This is a genomic window from Roseateles sp. UC29_93 (assembly GCF_042695725.1).
Taxonomy (GTDB): Bacteria; Pseudomonadota; Gammaproteobacteria; order Burkholderiales; family Burkholderiaceae_C; genus Roseateles; species Roseateles noduli_A.
This window is the reverse complement of record NZ_CP170545.1, coordinates 4,362,770-4,380,208: the sequence shown is the minus strand read 5'-3', so window position 1 is coordinate 4,380,208 and position 17,439 is coordinate 4,362,770. Positions and strand designations below refer to the sequence as shown.

Sequence of the window (17,439 nt, the reverse complement as noted above, 5' to 3'; positions counted from 1 at the left end):
GGGGTGGGGATTCGAAGAAGGTTCAGCGCTTGCGCGCCGGTGCCGTGACGCGCGTGGCGCGGGCGACTTCCAGCGCGCTGCCCGGTCGCGTGATGTGCCGCATGCGATCGCCGAGCGCGTCGAGGTGCCGGTCGAGCCGGTGGTGGCGGACCATGCGGGCCCGCGCCTGTTCGCCCATGCGCTGGCGCAACTCGGGCTGCGTCAGCATCTGGTGGATGCGGCCGGCCAGGTCCTCGGCGTCGCGCGGCGCGACCAGCCAACCGGTGCCGCCGTGCTCGACGATCTCGGGCACGCCGCCGACGCGGGTCGCCACGACCGGCAGCCCGCTGGCCATGCCCTCCATCAGCGCCAGCGGCATCGCCTCGGAATGGGAGCTGGACACCAGCAGGTCGAGGTCGTGATAGATGGGCCGCACATCGTCGACGCCGCCGACGATGTGCACATGCGAGGCCAGGCCCTGCCGCTCGATGGCCTCGCGCAGCCCGGACTTCATCGGCCCCTCGCCGACGAGGGCGAAGTGCGCGTCGGGCAGCGTCTGCCGCAGGATCGCCGCCGCGCGCACGAAGACGTCCGGCGCCTTCTCGGGCGACAGGCGGCCGACGAGCCCGGCGAGCATCACCTGCCCCTCCAGCCCGAGCGAGGCGCGCAAGCCCTTGACCGGCCGCGCGCCGGGCCCGGAAGGCGTCGACATCGACGCCGTTGGGGTCCAGGCTCAGGCGGCCGCGCTCCACGCCGAGACCGAGCGCGTGGTAGTAGCTCTGGCGGCAGACCACGCTGAGGAAGCTGCCGGTGGCGCGATGCACTTCGAGGTCGGACAGTCCCGCCTGTCGCGCGTGGATGGTCGCCATCACCGGCACGCCGCCGAGCCGGCCCGCGAGTCCCGCCAGCACATGCGCGTTGGGCAGGTGGGCATGCAGCAGGTCGACGCGCTCCGCGGCGATCAGGCTGGCCACCATCTGGATGGCGGACCACGGCGGATCGTCGGGCATCGCGACGATGACGACGGTCGCGCCGGCCTGGCGCAGCCGCTCCGCGAAGGCGCCCTCCGACGGGCACAGCGCGGTGAAGCGGAAACCGCCCTCGCGGCCCAGGTGGGCGACCAGGCGCTCCACGCAACGCTCCATGCCGCCGACGATGTCGTTGCCGACAACCTCCAGCACATGCAGCGGCGCCTGCGTGCTCGGCACCGGGTGCAGCGAGGCGTGGCCGTCCTCGATCAAGGCGGCGACGGCGTGGGGGGAAGCGATGTCCATGATGGGTCTTGGTGGGTGACGGGGGATCGGGCCTTGACGGTCAGCAGCACACGGGCCGCCAGCGCCGGGCGCCGGCGTCGAGGCGTTCGAGGCCTTCCGACGCGCGGGACACGAGGGAAGCGAAGGACGCGCGCGGCACGGCAGAGGCGACGGCGCCGATGGACGCGCCAGTCGGGACAGGGTCGACGGATGCGGACGAATGGGCGGGATCGACGCTGTGAGCACTGGGGAGGGGATCCGCGGGACGTTCAGACTGGTCGAGTCCCAGCCATGCGGCCGCGGTGCCACGCCAGATCTGCTGGCGATCGTTCTCGCCCAGCGCCAGCTGGTCCATGAGGTCCGAGACCCACTGCCTGCGCTCGCGCAGCTCGGCGCCGGAACAGGGCAGGAAGCAGTCGCTGCCGAACTGCAGCGAGCCCGCGCCGAGCACCGCCAGCATCCGCGACAGCACCTCGAGCCGGTACGGCGGCGGCGGGCCGAAAGAGATGTCCAGCCGGAACTGCGCCTGCGCGTGCGGCACGCCGTGGATGCGGTCGATCAGCGCGACGGCCAGGGCCTCGTCGGTCCACGGCCAGCCCATGTGGGCCAGCGCGACCCGCGTGCGGGGATGGTCGCGCAGCGCCTCGAAGTAGGTCGGCCGGCAGAAGCGGCCGGACCGCCCGTCGATGAAGATGCCGCTGTGGAACAGCAGCGGCAGCGCGAGCTCGTCGGCGACGGCGAAGACCGGCTGCACGCGCTCCTCATGCGGATACCAGCCGGTCGGCACCATCTTCGCGCCGCGCAGGCCGAGGTCCTCGATCGCATGCCGCAGGTCCGCCGGCGCGTCTGGATCGCGCGGATCGACCACGGCCAGGCCGATCAGCCGGTCCGGGTGATCGCGGACCAGGCGGGACAGGTGGGCATTGCCGCGTCGCAGCGAGGCGGCATCGTCGAGCGAATACCCATCGCCGAGGAACGGCGCCAGCAGCACGCCGACGTCGATACCCGCCTCGTCCAGCGTATGCAGCACGTCGTCCGTCGTCTCGCGGCCGGTGCAATGGAGATGGGCGTCGATGATCATGATCAGGCGGCCCGTAGCGCGGTTGCGGTTGCGGTTGCGGGCGCCGCTGCCGGCACGGTCGGGACCGGCGCGGTCGCCGCGGGCGCACTCGGCCGGGCGGCGGCGGGGAGCTCGGCCAGCCAGCCCCGCACGCGATCGGCGGCCACGTCCCAGGTGCCCGCCGCCACGACGGCGGCCGCGGCCTTCCGCCAGCTCGCACGCATCTGGGGCGATTCGTACAGCACCGCATCGCAGGCGGCGATGAAGCCCGCCGCGTCGCGCCCGATGCGGACCGCGCCGCCGTACAGGCTGATCACGTCGCGGATCGCGGTGCTGACGACGGGCTTGCCCCCGGCCAGGTATTCCAGCGTCTTCGTCGGACTGATGAAACGCGTCGACTCGTTGAGCGCGAACGGCATCAGGCACAGGTCCCAGCCGGCCAGCAGGTGCGGCAGCTGCGCGTAGCTCTGCATGCCCAGCCAGCGCAGGTTGGGACGGCGCGGCAGCGAGGCCTCGTCGATCTTGACGACCGGGCCGACCATGACGATCTGCCAGTCGGGACGCGCGTCCGCGAGGGCCGCCACCAGCTCGAGGTCCATCCGTTCGTCGATGACGCCGAAGTAGCCGAGCCGCGGGTGCGCCAGGTCGCCTTGCAGCTCGTTCGCCCGCGCGGCCAGGATATCGGTCTCGGTCTCGGTCTCGGTCTCGGTCTCGGTCTCGATCTCGCCTTCATCCTCGCCTCCGCCCATTGCTGGCGTCGTCGGCGCGAAGTGGGCCGGATCGACCGCGCTGGGCAGGCAGTGCAGGTTCGGATGCAGGCCCTCGCGTGCCTCGTACAGCGACGGACCGCCGCACAGCACCAGGTCGGCCGACGCCATCAGCGCGCGTTCGCGCTGGCGCAGCTGCGCGGGGGCATAGCGGAAGGCGGACAGCTCGTCCATGCAGTCGTAGATCAGCGCCCTCGGGCCCAGGCTGGCGATCAGCGGCAGGGCCATCGGCGTGTACAGCCACACCAGCGGATCGACGACGTCGCGCCGGGCGAGCTCGCGCTCCAGCAGCGGCAGCAGCGCGGGCAGCTGGGCGTCGTCGAAGCCGGGCGCGGCGACCGGCGTGAAGGGCACCAGCACCTCCACCTCCGCGCCTCGCACGCCTTCCCACCTCGACGCGATGCGCGGGGGCGCGGTCGCATCGAGGATGGGCTCCTCGATGAAGATCACGCGACGGTCGGCCGTCAGGCGGGACATCAGATGCTGCGGACGCTGGAACACGAAGTTCCATCGCAGGTGCGAGAACACGATCAAGGGTGACATTGGGATTCCCGTTGGCGCGCTTGGCGCTGCGCCTGGGTGAAGGACGTGGCGGGCCGGGGCACCGACCACGGGGGCAAGGTCCCTCCTCGTTGTCCGGCGGCCCCGTCTGGATGTGGGGGGACGCCACGGAGGGCTTGTGAACAACGGTTTGGCAAGAGCGGGGCCCATGCCCGGTCATGCCTCGCGATGCCGTCGGCTCGATGACCTGCGGCGAGCACCGGTTCTCAGAGAAGCGCTGACCCGTTCGATGCGTCGGCGACCTGCTCGCCTCCCGTGCCGGCATGCCGCGCCGACGCGACGCGATGCAGGTCGGATCGGCCGTCGACATGCCCATCCGGAAATCGTCGATCGGCTCGAATTACCGATTCCATCGGGGTTCTCGGTCATCTGAACCGACTTCCCCGGGCATCCGTCTTGCGAAGGACCAGGACGATGGACACCCCCGTTGCCAGTTCGTCCGCTTCCCCCAGCTCCTCCGGTTCGCCCAGTCGCCGCGCCCTGCTCGGTCTGGGGCGGGCCTTGTGGCGGTGGCGTGCGCGCACGCTGCTGGCCGTGCTGCTGCTGGTGCTGTCCAAGCTGGCGGCGGTGGGCGTGCCGGCGATGCTCAAGGCGATCGTCGATCACCTGACGCCGTTGCAGCCGACGCAGCCGACGTCGTCCATGTCGTCGTCCGGCACCGCCGCGCAGGGCCTGGTCATCGGCCTCTCCGTCCCGGTGGCCCTGCTGATCGGCTACGCGCTGCTGCGCTACGCGAGCACCCTGTTCACCGAGTTGCGCGACCTCGCGTTCGCGCGCGTCGGCAAGCAGGTCGTCGGCAGCTTCTCCGAACGCGCCTTCGCGCACCTGCTGGCGATGAGCCCGCGTTTCCATGCCGAACGCAACACCGGTGCGCTGATCCGCGAGGTCGAGCGCGGCACCGATGGCTTGGGCTATCTGCTCGGTGCCGGTGTGTTCACGGTCGTGCCGACGGCGGTGGAATTCGCCGCGGTGCTGCTGATCATCCTGGCCAGCTTCGGCGTGCCGTACGTGCTCGTCATCGGCGCGAGCATGCTCGCGTACGGTGCATGGACCACCACCATGACCCGCACGCGCGTGGCCCGGCAGCGCGTGATGAACGCGCATGACTCCCAGGCGCACGGACTGCTCGTCGACACCCTGCTGAACTACGAGGCGGTGAAGACGCATGGCCGCGAGGCCAGCGAGCGCGACCGCTACGCCGGCGTGCTCTCGCGCTGGATCGACGGCAGCGTGCGCAGCCAGAGGACGCTGTCGCTGCTGCACCTGGGCCAGGCCGCGATCATCGCCGTCGGCGTGGGCGCGGTGATGCTGATGGCCGGGCGCGACACGGTGGCCGGCCGCATGAGCATCGGCGACCTGGTCATGGTCAACGCCTATCTGATCCAGGTCTTCCTGCCGTTGAACACGCTGGGCTTCGTGTTCCGCGAGACGCGCGACGCGCTGCTCAACACGGAGACGCTGTTCGCGCTGCTCGACCGCGAGCCCGACATCCGCGACGCGCCCGATGCCCGGCCGCTGGCGGGCGCGGACACGACGGTGCGCTTCGACGGCATCGACTTCGGCTACGACCGCCAGCGGCGCATCCTGCACGGCCTGACGCTGGAGATTCCCCATGGGCACACCTATGCCGTCGTGGGCAGCAGCGGCTCCGGCAAGTCGACGCTGGCGCGGCTGCTGATGCGCCTGTACGACCCGGACGGCGGCGAGGTCAGCATCGGCGGCCAGCCGCTCAAGGGCCTGACGCAACGCAGCCTGCGCGAGGCCATCGGCGTCGTCCCGCAGGATCCCGTGCTGTTCAACGACACCATCGCCTACAACATCGGCTATGGCCGTCCGGACGCCCGCGAGGACGAGATCGTCGCCGCCGCGCAGGCCGCACAGGCCGACGAATTCATCGCCCTGCTGCCCGACGGCTACGCCACCCGCGTCGGCGAGCGCGGCGCGCGGCTGTCCGGCGGCGAGAAGCAGCGCATCGCGATCGCGCGGGCCTTCCTGAAGAATCCGCCCATCGTGGTGCTGGACGAGGCGACCTCGGCGCTGGACTCCAAGGCCGAGCGCGCCATCCAGGGCGCGCTGGCGCGCGTGGCCCGGGACCGGACCTCGCTGATCATTGCCCACCGGCTGTCCACCGTCGTCGACGCCGACCAGATCATCGTGATGGACCGCGGCGAGATCGCCGAGCGCGGACGTCACGAGGAGCTGCTGGCCCATCGCGGGCTCTACGCGCAGCTGTGGGAGCTGCAGCGCCAGCAGCAGCAGGCGCAGACGCTGGAGCGCCGCATCGCCCACCACCCCGTCAACCTGGCGGGCCTGCTGGTGCTGAGCCTGGACGCGCTGCGCGAGACGCTGGCCGAGGCCGACATCGATCTCTACACCGACATCGACCTGGACGTCGCCAGCGTCCATGGCGACGCGAGCCGCCTGGCGCGCATCGTGCAGCTGATGTGCCTGCTCGCGCTGCACGGCGCCAGCCGCGGCCGCATGGAAGGCCGGCTGGCACGCGAGGAACGCGCGAGCCGGCTGACCGTCGGCGTCCAGGGCCGGCTCGATGCGGGCACCACGCCGCCGGACACGCTGGAGCTGCGCACGCTGATCAACGAGGCCGGCGGCCACCTCGCCATCGAGCGCGACGCGGCCGGTGGGGAGCAGCGGTACGAACTCGAGCTGCCCCTGCCCGCGCTGGCCGACGCGCCGCTGTCGCGCGAGGCGCTGCGCGCCTCTCCCGAGGCCGTGGTGGAGGCCGCGCTGGCGGCCGAGACGACGGCGATCGAGACGGGCTTCGGGCTGTCGCCGCATCCGCTGGCCGGGCTGCAGGTGATGTGCGTGGACGACGACGAGGACGCGCTGGAATCGCTGGGCCTGCTGCTCGAACTCGAAGGCGCGCGCACGGAGCGCATCAGCAGCGGGCACGAGGCCCTGCGCCGGCTCAACGAACGCGACCCCAGCGCCTGGCCGCAGGCGCTGGTGTGCGACATCGCCCTCGGGCACGAGGACGGCCATGCCGTCGTGCGCGGCATCCGGGTGCTGGAAGCCCGTCGGGAGGTGCCGCTCGGGCGGCGCCTGCCGGCCATCGCGCTGACCGGCATGGCGCAGCCGGAGGACCGCCTGCGCGCGCTGGTGGCCGGCTTCCAGCGCCACATGGCCAAGCCGGTCATGCCGCAGGAGTTGATCCGCGCGCTGCACGACATGGCGCTCGTGCCCAGTTGACGAACACTGCGAGGAACTCATGAAACCCCACCCGCCGCCGGCCGTCCCCGCCGCCTCGACCCCGCGCGTCCTGACCCTGGGCATCAACGCCAGCTTCCACGACTCCGCCGCCGCGCTGATGCGGGACGGCGAGGTCATCGCCGCCGTCGAGGAAGAACGCTTCACCCGGATCAAGCACGGCAAGCGTCCCCTGCCCTTCACCGCCTGGGAGCTGCCCTGGCATGCGATCGACGACTGCCTGAAGCAGGCCGGCGCGACGCTGGCCGAGGTGACGGACGTGGCCTACAGCTTCGATCCGCAGCGCTTCATCGGCGACCGCGCGCCGGAGGGCAGGTTCACGCTGCCGCTGCAACCGTCGGACGCCGCGGCCGGGAACGCGTCGAAGCACGCGTCAGGCCACGCCTGGGAGAACCCCTGGGACCCGCTGTTCGCGGCCTACGTGCTGAGCGCGCCGCGACTGCTGACGGACGGCGTGCCGCATCACCTGCGGCGGCGCTTCGCCGGCGTGCGTCACGCCGACGCGCCGTACCGCTGGCATTTTCGTGCCGCATCACCTGTGCCATCAGGCGAGCGCCTTCCTCGCAGCGCCGTTCTCGCGCTGCGCCGTCATGACGCTGGACGGCCGGGGCGAGCGGGCCACCACCGCCTACGGCCGCTATCGCGACGGCCGCTACGAATCGCTGGGCGAGGTGCAGGTGCCGCATTCGCTCGGCCTGATGTATGAGCGGGTCACGACCTACCTCGGCTTCCTGCATTCGAGCGACGAGTACAAGGTGATGGCGATGGCGGCGATGGGCCAGCCGCGCCACATCGACGTGCTGCGCCAGCACCTGGTCGTCGATGCCGACGGTCAGTACCGCCACCTGCCGCTGGACCTGGTGGCGCGGTTCGGTCCGGCGCGCGTGCCGGGCTCGACGATGGACCAGCGCTACCTGGACCTGGCCGCCTCCGTGCAACTGGTGCTGGAGGAGACCGTGCTGCGCCTGGCCACCTGGCTGCGCGAGCGCACCGGCGAGGACCAGCTGGCGATGGCGGGCGGCGTCGCGCTCAACTGCGTGATGAACGCGAAGCTGCGCGACGCCGGCATCTTCCGGCGCCGTGTGGGTGCAGCCCGCGGCAGGCGATGGGGGGTACCGCGCTGGGCGCGGCGCTGTGGGTGGATGCGCGGGCGCGGCGCGGGCTCGATGCGGACGTCGGCACCAGCAGCGACAGCAGCGACAGCAGCGACAGCGGCATCTTCGCGCTCGGTCCGCGCCGCTGGCAGATGGACCATGCCTACCTCGGTCCGGCCTTCGACGACGAGCACATCGAGGGCCTGCTCCAGTGGGCGCAGCTGCGCTACCGGCGCGTCGACGATGTGGCGACGGAGACCGCGGCGTTGCTGGCGCAGAACAAGATCGTCGCGTGGTTCCAGGGCCGGATGGAATTCGGCCCGCGGGCGCTCGGCGCGCGCTCGCTGCTGGCCTCGCCGGTGGATCCGGCGATGCAGGCCCGGCTCAACGACCTGAAGGACCGCGAAGACTTCCGTCCGGTCGCGCCGTCGGTGAACCACGAGGACCTTGCGGACTGGTTCGAGCCGCCGGACGCCAACGGCGGCGCGTCGCCGTTCATGCTCTTCGTCTACGGCGTGCGGCCGGGACAGGCCGCGCGCATCCCGTCCGCGCTGCACACCGACCGCACGGCCCGCGTGCAGACGGTGCATGCGGACACGAACCCGCTGTTCCATCGCCTGCTGACGGCGGTCGGTGCCGCGACCGGCGTGCCGGTGCTGGTCAACACCTCCTTCAACGTGCGCGGCGAGCCCATCGTCGGCACGCCGAAGGCCGCCATCGAAGCCTTCTTCAGCACGCCGATCGATGCGCTGGCGATCGGGTCGTTCATCCTCGAGAAGTTCCCGGGAGCAGAGCCATGACGCTGCATCGCACCGAACACGGCGCCTGGTCGCCCACCGACGTCGACCTGGTGCTGGCACTGCTCACGGTGCACGAATGCCAGTACGGCATCGCCTTCCTGGATCCGGCGGGCACGATCACCGGCTGGACCGAGGGCGCGCACGCGGTCACCGGCTTCACGGCGGACGAGGTCATCGGACAGGCGTTCGCCATCCTGTTCGTCCCCGAGGACGTCGCGCACGGTCAGGATCTCCACGAGCTGAATGCGGCGCGGACCCTCGGCGCCGCCGAGGACGAGCGCTGGCACATGCGCAAGGACGGCTCGCGCTTCTGGGCCAGCGGGCTCACGCTGCCGATGCACGACGGCGAACGCTTCCACGGCTTCGCGAAGCTGTTCCGCGATGCCACCCACCTGCAGCTGCGGACCTTGCGGCTGGAGAACGAGGCGCAGCGCCTCACGGGCGAGCGGCAGGAGCATGACGTCTTCCTCGCCACCATCGCGCATGAACTGCGCAACCCGCTGCATCCGATGCGGCTGGCCACGCGGCTGCTGTCGCCGCCCACGGAACCGGTGCGGCAGGATCAGGCCGTGAAGATCCTGACGCGACAGCTCGCGCTCATGGACCGGCTGGTGGAGGACCTGATCGACATGACGCGCGCCGGCCAGGGCAAGATGACGCTCGTCTACGAACGCGTGGACCTGCAGCGGCTGCTTCAGGACACGATCGACGCCAGCCGGGACATTGCCGAGACGGGCGGCGTCACCCTGATCGGCGTGCTGCCGCCGATGCCGGTCGTCGTGGAAGTGGATCCGGGCCGCTTCCAGCAGGTCGTGATGAACCTGCTGAACAACGCCATCAAGTTCACGCCGCGAGACGGTCAGGTGTCGGTGCTGCTGAACGTGGATCAGTCGCACCTCGTGCTGAAGGTGCAGGACACCGGGCGCGGCATCGGGCCGGAACTGCAGCCGCGCATCTTCGACATGTTCACGCAGGCCGACGGCGCGACGACGCATCGCGGCGACGGACTGGGCATCGGACTGGCGCTGGTCAAGGAGATCGTGTCGCTGCACCACGGCACCGTGGAGGCGAAGAGCGAAGGCGTCGGCCAGGGCAGCGAGTTCCTCGTGCGGATGCCGCTGGAGAAGCCGACGTCTTTCGACGTGTCGGAGCATCCCGTCGCGGCGCCGCCCTCGTGACGGGATGCGGAGAGGGAGCCAGAAGGCGGGTGCACTGCCACGGCCGCTGGCCCTCACCCCTGCCCTCTCCCGCAAGCGGGAGAGGGAGCGACACGGTCATCTCAGTGCGTTCTCACTCCCTCTCCCGCTTGCGGGAGAGGGTGGGGGTGAGGGCCAACGGCGCAGGCAGTCAGAAAGCCCTTCTCACAGGGCCTCAAGACGCACGCATCAGACCTTTGGCGGGTCGGATTCGCGCTCGAAGTGGCGGTGCGTCGCCAGGCCCTCGATGAGCGCCTTGGCGCCGGCAGCCGCGGAGTCGCTGGTGATGAGCCCCGGCGTCATGACGTCCGGCTCCAGGGCCGGTCCGAGACCCGCCGCGCGCAGCAGCGAGACACCCGCGCCCAGCGCCAGGATCGGCTTGCAATGCCGGAACTGGTCGCGGATGAACTCGTAGACGTGGGCGTCCCGGCCGAGGGCGCGGATCGCTTCCTCGCCATCCGGCACGACGAGTGCGTCGAACAGGAAGCCGGATTCGTTCTCCAGCGACACGTCCGCTTCCACGGCAACGCCGTCGGCCGTCTGCACGGGTCCGATGCGCGGCGCCGCGAAGCGCGGCACGGCCCCCTTCGCGAACAGCGCGGCATGGACGTCGGTGACGCCCTGGCCGTTGACGCCGTCCGCGACGAGGATCACCACCTTGCGCCCCGCGATCGAGCCGTCGCCCGGACGCGCCATCAGCGACAGCGCCGGCGACACGCGCACTTCGGGTTCGGGCGCCTGCTCGATGGCCAGCGGCATCGCCGGCGGCAGCGGCATGTTCAGGCCCTCGGCGATCTTGGCCGCGAGTGCTTCCGACGCGTTCCGCAGCGAGGCCAGCATGCGCTCGCGGATCGCGGGCACCGTGACCTTGCTCAGCTCGAAGCGGAAGGCCGCCGCGATGTGGGCCTGCTCCGCCGGCGACTGGCTGTCGAAGAAGAGCCTGGCCTGGTTGTAATGCTCGGCGAAGAGCTCCGGCTTGGCGCGCACCTTGGCCTGCTCGTCCGATCCGCGCTGGCGCGCGGCGACGGACGTGAAGCCCTGCGCCGCGCCCGCCTGGAACGGACAGCCGCCCGCGAGCGAGTTGGGCTCGTAGGACACGCGGCCGCGCGGGATCGCCTGCCGATGGGCACCGTCGCGCTGGTTGTTGTGGACTTGCGCGACCGGCGCGTTGATCGGGATCTCGTGGAAGTTGGGCCCGCCCAGCCGCGTGATCTGCGTGTCCACGTAGGAGTGGATGCGCCCCGCCAGCAGCGGGTCGTTGCTGAAGTCGATGCCGGGAATGATGTGGGCCGTGCAGAACGCGACCTGCTCCGTCTCGGCGAAGAAGTTGTCGGGGTTGCGGTTCAGCACCATGCGGCCGACCGGACGCACCGGCACCAGCTCTTCGGGGATGAGCTTGGTCGCGTCGAGGATGTCGAAGCTGAACTGGTCCGCCTGTTCCTCGGTGAAGACCTGCACGCCGAGCTCGTACTCGGGGAAGGCGCCCGCTTCGATGCGTTCCCACAGGTCGCGGCGATGGAAGTCCGGATCGGCGCCTGAGATCTTCACCGCCTCGTCCCAGACCAGCGAGTGCGTGCCGGCCTTGGGCGTCCAGTGGAATTTGACGAAGACGCTGTCGCCGGCCTCGTTGACCAGGCGGAAGGTGTGCACGCCGAAGCCCTGCATCGTGGCGTAGGAACGCGGGATGCCGCGGTCGCTCATCACCCACATCAGCATGTGCGTCGACTCCGGCATCAGCGACACGAAGTCCCAGAAGGTGTCATGCGCGCTGGCAGCCTGCGGCATCTGGTGATGCGGCTCCGGCTTCACCGCGTGGACCAGGTCGGGGAACTTCATCGCGTCCTGGATGAAGAACACCGGGATGTTGTTGCCGACCAGGTCCCAGTTGCCTTCGTCGGTATAGAACTTGACGGCGAAGCCACGGACGTCGCGTGCCGTGTCCTTGCTGCCGCGTTCGCCCTGCACCGTCGAGAAGCGGACGAAGACCGGCGTCTGCTTGCCGGCTTCCTTGAAGGGCGCGGCCTTGGTGAGGTCGGTCAGCGCGTCGTAGCACTCGAAGAAGCCGTGGGCCGCGGAGCCGCGCGCATGCACGATGCGCTCGGGGATGCGCTCATGGTCGAAGTGGGTGATCTTCTCGCGGAGGATGAAGTCCTCCAGCAGGGCCGGGCCACGCGGGCCGGCCTTCAGCGAGTTCTGGTTGTCGGCGATGCGCACGCCCTGATTGGTCGTGAGCATCTGGCCGGACGAATCGACGCGCACGCGGTCGAGCGGCGCGATGGCGGCGTTGCGGCCCTCGGGCGCCTGCGTGCCGACCTTGTCGTTGGTCTGGCGTTCGGACAGCGTGCTGCCCAGCGGCACGCGCGACGGCGGCGTGGCGGTGGCGCCGGCCTGCGGGCGCACGCCCTGGTCAAAGCCGTGCTCGCCGGCCTTGTTGGCGTTGAACGGAAAGGCCGCGGCGAGCTGGCCGGTCTCGACGGCCTTCTGCAGCGCGACATCGCCGCCGTCATCGGACGGCGCGGTCGACGGACCGCTGTCGGTGTTGCGGGCGGCGGCCTTCGGGCCGGCATTACCTGGGGCGTTGCTGGCCGCTCCCTTGCGGGAGGGAGCAGCGGGCGGAGTGGGTGATTTAGGCATGGTCGTCCTCTTGGTTCTTCGGAAAGCTCGACGGTATGCGGCAGAAACCGTTCCTGCCGAGCGCGTCGAGACCGGCAGCGCCGGTCGGTGTCATGCCTGTGGGCGACAGCCTCACGAGGCGGCTTCTTCCTCGAACTCGACGAGGAGTTCCGCCTTGCGGGCGCTCAACTCGTCGCCGAGCGCGTCGAGGTCGAGGTCGGACTGCTGCACCTTCGGGAACAGCTCCTTCTCTTCTTCCTTGACGTGGTGGGCGATGTACTCGCCGAGCACCTTGACCTTGGCGTCGTAGAGCTCGTCGGCGGCGGAGCCTTCGGCGATCTGCGCGATCAGCTCCTTGGCGCTGGCGTGTTCGACCTCGGCCTCGTCCAGCAGGTCGTCGCCTTCATCGTCCTCGAGCGAGTCGCGCGCGGCGGGATAGAAGATCTCTTCCTCGATGGTCGCGTGGATGGTCAGCTTGGCGCAGATGTCCTGGGCGAGCTGCTCGCGCAGATCGTCCTCGCCATCGTCGTCGACCAGCTTCTGGTAGGCCTTGAACAGCGCCTGCACTTCCTTGTGGTCATCGGTCAGCAGCTTGATCGCGTCGACCCCGCCGTCGGCGTCGCGGGTCGCGGCCTTGGGCTTGTCGGCCCCCTGGGTCGATGTCTTGGCGGAAGACGCCGAGGACTTGGCGGGGCCGGTCTTTGCGGGAGTCTTGCTGGCGGTCTTGGTGGTGCTTGCGGGCATGGAAATTCCTTGGCTGGGAAGCCCGTCGGGCTTGCCTGGCGTGAGTGGATGGGAGGGGAAGGCGATGAGGCGCGGGCCTCTGAGCGTCCGGAGAGTCCGGTGCCCTCCCATACGCAAGATCGAGGCCGTTCCCCGTGTTCATCGTGTAAAGACGCGATGCGCTTGGCGTCATGCCTCGCGTCGTCAACCCTTGCCTGTGCAACGACATCGCGACCGATCGCGAGGTCCGCGCGCAATCGGTAATCGGCACCGATACCAGGAAACCGCAGAGAGAACTTCCCGGGTCGACGCTCGCCGGATGGGCCGCGCTCATAGGCAAACGGGCCGGGCACGCCGGCGCGGACGGGCGGGGGCCTGGTATGCCATGTCCGGGCATGCGGGCCACATCCGGTCCTCTCAACCCTCAGGAATCACGATGAACAGCACCACTTCCCAAGACCGCCTGGTCACCGGCCTCTTCCCCGATCGCGCCAGCGCGGAGTCCGCGTACGGCTCGGTCAGCGAGCGCGGCTACGACCCGAAGGACATCGACCTGGTCATGTCCGACGACACCCGCCAGCGCCACTTCAGCGACAAGAGCGTGGAGACCGAACTCGGCAACAAGGCCGCTGAAGGCGCGGGCATCGGCGGCGCCATCGGTGGCACCGTGGGCGCGATCGCCGCCGCGGTCGCCGCGGTCGGGACCAGCCTGGTGCTGCCGGGCCTGGGCCTGGTGATCGCGGGTCCGCTCGCGGCGGCTGCCGCGGGCGCGGGCGCCGGCGCGGCGGGCGGCGGCCTGATCGGCGCGCTGATCGGCTGGAGCATGCCGGAGGAACGCGTCAAGCAATACGAGGAAGGCGTGCGCAACGGCGGCATCCTGATGGGCCTGCGCGCGAAGAACGACGAGGACGCGGAGCACTTCGAACGCAGCTGGACCGCCGCCAACGGCCAGCACGTGGCGCGGTGATGCGTCGCGCCCGCCTCGCCTTCTCTGCCGCCTCGGCGGCCTTTGCAGGGTTCGCCCGCTGTCCCTGCGTCAAGAAAGAACCTTGATGAATCCCGACTTTCAACGAATGATGGCGCGCGCCGCGCAGCAGACGCGCGGCGGCGACCTCATGGCGGCCACGCGTTCCATCCAGGACGCGCTGGCCGGCACGGTCGAGGCGGCGGCTGAGGCCGAGGCAGCGACGCAGGACCGCGACGTCATCGATGTCGACGCGCGCGTGATCGAGGATCACCCCATCGGCATCGGCGCCACGGAGAGCCTGCGGTCGCGGTCCACGACTCGTGAACATCACGAGCCGCCTCGCGAAGCCCGGGCGCCGGTGATGGACGAGGAGCGCTTCCTCGCCGCCACCTACGCGCGCGGCCGCGCCTCCATCGACTACAAGCTCTACGTGCCGCCCGGCGATCCGTCGGTGCCGCGTCCCTTGCTGTTGATGCTGCATGGCTGCACGCAGAACCCGGACGACTTCGCCATCGGGACCCGCATGAACGAGGTCGCCAGGCGCAACAGCTGGCTGGTGCTCTATCCGGAGCAGTCCACCAAGCTCAACCCGCAGGGCTGCTGGAACTGGTTCAAGACCAGCCACCAGGAGCGCGGTCGCGGCGAGCCGGCGCTGCTCGCGGCGCTGACGCATCACGTCATGGCCCACCACCGCGTCGATGCGCGGCGGGTGCACGTGGCGGGCCTGTCCGCCGGCGGCGCGATGGCCGCCGTGCTGGGGCAGACCTATCCGGAGCTGTTCGCCTCGGTCGGCGTGCATTCGGGACTGCCCAGCGGCGCGGTCGCCAGTGCGCCTGAAGCGCTCGCGATGATGCGGACCGGCCAGGACACGCGGAGCACCGCGCGCATGACCACCTCGCCGCCGCGACCGATCCCGACCATCGTCTTCCACGGCACGCGGGACATGACGGTCCACCCGCTCAACGGCGAGCACGTCTACGCCGATGCGATCACGGGCCTCACGGGCACGGAGCGCGTCGAGCACGGCCGCGAAGGCGGACGGGCCTACACGCGCAAGACCACCGTCGCCACGGATGGACGCGCGCTCGCCGAGCTCTGGCTCATCGACGGCGCCGGCCATGCCTGGTCCGGCGGCGACCGGCGCGGCTCGCATGCCGACTGGCAAGGCCCGGACGCGGCCGGCCAGATGATCTGTTTCTTCTCCGCGCATCCGCGCACCGGCGACGCGTGATCGCGGCGGACCGTCGGCGTCGGGTCGTCCCCGCGCGCCCGGTCCCGCGGCGTCCGCCCGTTCGCCTGCCCTTCCCCCCCTCCCCTTTCCTCCCCCCACTTTCTGGAGCGCCACCATGGCCAACATCTCAAACCTGTCCGACCTGTACATCGACGAACTGAAAGACCTCTGGTCCGCCAACGACCAGATGGCACGCGCCCTCAAGGCCATCGCGCCGCGCGCCACGAACGAGAAGCTGACGCAGATGCTCGAGGACGCGCAGGCCGGCATCGCCGACCACACCGACCTCCTGAAGGCGCTGATCGCCAATCAGGGCGAGGACGTGTCGAAGGAGCACTGCAAGGGCATGGAGGGCCTGGTGAAGGAGGCGCTCAAGCACACCGTGGAGGACGCGCCGGAACAGGGCCCGGTGCTGGACGCCGCGATCATTGCGCAGTACCAGCGCATGACGCATTACGGCATCACCGGCTTCGGCACGGTGGCGGCGTTCGCGAACGCGCTGCAGCTGGATGACGACAGCCGCCAGCTGAAGGATGCCGTCGACGACATGTACGACGCGGACGAGCTGATGTCGGAGCTCGCCGAAGCGGCCGTGAACCGCGAAGCCGCCGAGGAGTGACGCGTCGCGCGACGGCGGCGCTCAGCGCCGGCCGTCGTGCCAGTCCGTCAGCGTGCGGGTCGTCAGCCCGTGCAGCAGGATCGACAAGGCCACCGTCCACAGCGTCACGCTGACCAGCGTCGTCCCGACCTCGTCGGGGACGCCGGGGATGCCGTGGTGGAGCACGAACAGCAGGTAGTACACCGAGCCCACGCCGCGGATACCGAACCAGCCCAGCATCAGGTGCTCCCGGCGCGTGAGGCGCTCGCCCACCGTGGCCACGAGCGCGGACGCCGGGCGCAGCACCAGCAGGCTCAGCAGGGCCATGCCCAGCACCGACGGCGACAGCGGCGCGTAGGGCAGCATCGCGCCCACCATCAGCACGAGCCCCATCTCCGCGACCTCTTCGACCTGATCGTTGAAGCGGCCGACGGAGTCCTTCATCGTCGCGCTCGCATGGTGCGAGTGCGTCTCCAACGATTCATGCGGATGTCCCGCGACGTCCTCGGGACGGCCCAGCGGGGCTTCGCGCGGCGCAGGCTGCTCCGAGACCCGCCCGAAGGCGATGCCCGCAGCCAGCACGGCCAGGAAGCCCGACGCGTCGATCGAGAGCGCCGCGCCGTAGGCGACGCCGATCAGGCCGAGACCGAGGAAGGCGTCGAACCCGACGGCCTGCTGATAGCGGCTGCGCAGGAACACCACGCACCAGCCGACGGCCGCGCCCAGCGTCGCGCCGAGCACCGCACCGGTCACCGGGGTCCAGAGCAGGTCCACGGCGATCCATTGCAGCCAGTCGACGCCGGTCGTCGAACCGCCCGCCAACAGCGCGAGGCCGAGCAGGACGAAGGGCAGCGCGGCGCCATCGTTGAGTCCGCCTTCCGCGGCGAGGCTGAAGCCGATGCGCTCCGGGTCCTCGCCCGCGTCGGTATGCACGCCGGACGCCAGCACGGGATCGGTGGGCGCCAGGATCGCGCCCAGCAGCACCGCGGCGCCCAGCGGCAGATCCAGCAACGCGACGCCGACCAGGGCGGTCAGTCCCACCATGGCGGCCAGCGAGAAGAAGGCCAGGCGCAGCGGCAGGCGCCATCGGCGATCGAGCAAGGGGACGCCCAGCCGCAGCCCGACGGCGAACAGCGAAATCATCAGCCCCAGTTCCGCCAGGCGCATGAGCAGGCCCGCGTGCTCGAAGGGATCGGGCCGGAGGATGTCCAGCACCTGCGGCCCGAGCATCCAACCGACGCCCAGATAAATGATGGCGCTGGTGAGCTGCATGCGGCCGAGCAGCGTCCCGACCAGGACCATGCCGAGCAGCAGCACGCCCAGGACCAGCATCCACGCGGGAAGCTCACTCGACGGTCTCCCGTTGCGGACC

11 protein-coding genes and 2 pseudogenes are annotated in these 17,439 nt (G+C 70.6%); 6 read left to right on the top strand and 7 right to left on the bottom strand.

The window, feature by feature from the left end; all coding sequences use genetic code 11:
- Positions 1-22: 22 nt before the first annotated feature.
- From ACFJIX_RS20465 to ACFJIX_RS20450, 4 genes and pseudogenes are all read right to left on the bottom strand, one after another.
- Positions 23-691, bottom strand: a complete 669-nt coding sequence (locus ACFJIX_RS20465) for a glycosyltransferase (protein WP_377154296.1) — start codon at positions 689-691, stop codon at positions 23-25.
- Between the two features lie 52 nt (positions 692-743).
- Positions 744-1,124, bottom strand: a pseudogene (locus ACFJIX_RS20460) (glycosyltransferase family 4 protein); the annotation flags it as partial.
- 169 nt (positions 1,125-1,293) lie between these two features.
- Positions 1,294-2,313: an amidohydrolase family protein gene (locus ACFJIX_RS20455; RefSeq protein ID WP_377154293.1), complete on the bottom strand. Its 1,020-nt coding sequence runs from the start codon at positions 2,311-2,313 to the stop codon at positions 1,294-1,296.
- A gap of 2 nt (positions 2,314-2,315) precedes the next feature.
- On the bottom strand, positions 2,316-3,602 hold the full coding sequence (locus tag ACFJIX_RS20450; protein ID WP_377154290.1) for a glycosyltransferase: 1,287 nt from the start codon (positions 3,600-3,602) through the stop codon (positions 2,316-2,318).
- 432 nt (positions 3,603-4,034) lie between these two features.
- Between ACFJIX_RS20450 and ACFJIX_RS20445 the strand changes: the two genes are divergently transcribed.
- The 3 genes and pseudogenes from ACFJIX_RS20445 to ACFJIX_RS20435 all read left to right on the top strand — a co-directional run bounded on the left by ACFJIX_RS20445 (position 4,035) and on the right by ACFJIX_RS20435 (position 9,917).
- Entirely contained in the window at positions 4,035-6,827 is a 2,793-nt protein-coding gene (locus ACFJIX_RS20445) for an ATP-binding cassette domain-containing protein (protein ID WP_377154288.1), read from the top strand.
- 19 nt (positions 6,828-6,846) lie between these two features.
- Positions 6,847-8,739: pseudogene (locus tag ACFJIX_RS20440) on the top strand (carbamoyltransferase).
- Positions 8,736-9,917 (top strand): ATP-binding protein, encoded by a 1,182-nt coding sequence (locus tag ACFJIX_RS20435; protein WP_377154286.1) that lies wholly within the window; start codon positions 8,736-8,738, stop codon positions 9,915-9,917. Before ACFJIX_RS20440 ends, ACFJIX_RS20435 begins: the two are co-directional and overlap by 4 nt.
- 207 nt (positions 9,918-10,124) lie before the next feature.
- Here ACFJIX_RS20435 and ACFJIX_RS20430 read toward each other — a convergent pair whose 3' ends face one another.
- Positions 10,125-12,569: a catalase gene (locus ACFJIX_RS20430; RefSeq protein ID WP_377154284.1), complete on the bottom strand. Its 2,445-nt coding sequence runs from the start codon at positions 12,567-12,569 to the stop codon at positions 10,125-10,127.
- Between the two features lie 111 nt (positions 12,570-12,680).
- The gene (locus ACFJIX_RS20425) at positions 12,681-13,292 is read right to left on the bottom strand and encodes a hemerythrin domain-containing protein (protein ID WP_377154282.1); all 612 of its coding nucleotides are present in this window, start codon (positions 13,290-13,292) and stop codon (positions 12,681-12,683) included.
- 415 nt (positions 13,293-13,707) lie between these two features.
- Between ACFJIX_RS20425 and ACFJIX_RS20420 the strand changes: the two genes are divergently transcribed.
- The 3 genes from ACFJIX_RS20420 to ACFJIX_RS20410 all read left to right on the top strand — a co-directional run bounded on the left by ACFJIX_RS20420 (position 13,708) and on the right by ACFJIX_RS20410 (position 16,088).
- Entirely contained in the window at positions 13,708-14,238 is a 531-nt protein-coding gene (locus tag ACFJIX_RS20420; RefSeq protein ID WP_377154280.1) for a hypothetical protein, read from the top strand.
- An 85-nt stretch (positions 14,239-14,323) separates the two neighbouring features.
- Positions 14,324-15,469 carry an alpha/beta hydrolase family esterase gene (locus ACFJIX_RS20415; protein ID WP_377154278.1) on the top strand — a complete coding sequence of 382 codons (1,146 nt, stop codon included), beginning with the start codon at positions 14,324-14,326 and terminating at the stop codon, positions 15,467-15,469.
- Positions 15,470-15,584: 115 nt separating this feature from the next.
- The gene (locus tag ACFJIX_RS20410) at positions 15,585-16,088 is read left to right on the top strand and encodes a ferritin-like domain-containing protein (protein WP_377154275.1); all 504 of its coding nucleotides are present in this window, start codon (positions 15,585-15,587) and stop codon (positions 16,086-16,088) included.
- Between the two features lie 21 nt (positions 16,089-16,109).
- On the opposite strand, the gene ACFJIX_RS20405 is transcribed toward ACFJIX_RS20410, so the two are convergent.
- Complete coding sequence (locus ACFJIX_RS20405; RefSeq protein WP_377154273.1) at positions 16,110-17,399, bottom strand: cation:proton antiporter; 1,290 nt, start codon at positions 17,397-17,399, stop codon at positions 16,110-16,112.
- Positions 17,400-17,439 lie beyond the last annotated feature (40 nt).

What these genes read in the sequence shown, in the direction of transcription:
- ACFJIX_RS20425 (WP_377154282.1), bottom strand. Translation starts at nt 13,292, where the DNA reads ATGCCCGCAAGCACCACCAAGACCGCCAGCAAGACTCCCGCAAAGACC.
- ACFJIX_RS20430 (WP_377154284.1), bottom strand. Translation starts at nt 12,569, where the DNA reads ATGCCTAAATCACCCACTCCGCCCGCTGCTCCCTCCCGCAAGGGAGCG.
- ACFJIX_RS20445 (WP_377154288.1), top strand. Translation starts at nt 4,035, where the DNA reads ATGGACACCCCCGTTGCCAGTTCGTCCGCTTCCCCCAGCTCCTCCGGT.
- ACFJIX_RS20410 (WP_377154275.1), top strand. Translation starts at nt 15,585, where the DNA reads ATGGCCAACATCTCAAACCTGTCCGACCTGTACATCGACGAACTGAAA.
- ACFJIX_RS20450 (WP_377154290.1), bottom strand. Translation starts at nt 3,602, where the DNA reads ATGTCACCCTTGATCGTGTTCTCGCACCTGCGATGGAACTTCGTGTTC.
- ACFJIX_RS20420 (WP_377154280.1), top strand. Translation starts at nt 13,708, where the DNA reads ATGAACAGCACCACTTCCCAAGACCGCCTGGTCACCGGCCTCTTCCCC.
- ACFJIX_RS20415 (WP_377154278.1), top strand. Translation starts at nt 14,324, where the DNA reads ATGAATCCCGACTTTCAACGAATGATGGCGCGCGCCGCGCAGCAGACG.
- ACFJIX_RS20455 (WP_377154293.1), bottom strand. Translation starts at nt 2,313, where the DNA reads ATGATCATCGACGCCCATCTCCATTGCACCGGCCGCGAGACGACGGAC.
- ACFJIX_RS20465 (WP_377154296.1), bottom strand. Translation starts at nt 691, where the DNA reads ATGTCGACGCCTTCCGGGCCCGGCGCGCGGCCGGTCAAGGGCTTGCGC.
- ACFJIX_RS20435 (WP_377154286.1), top strand. Translation starts at nt 8,736, where the DNA reads ATGACGCTGCATCGCACCGAACACGGCGCCTGGTCGCCCACCGACGTC.
- ACFJIX_RS20405 (WP_377154273.1), bottom strand. Translation starts at nt 17,399, where the DNA reads ATGCTGGTCCTGGGCGTGCTGCTGCTCGGCATGGTCCTGGTCGGGACG.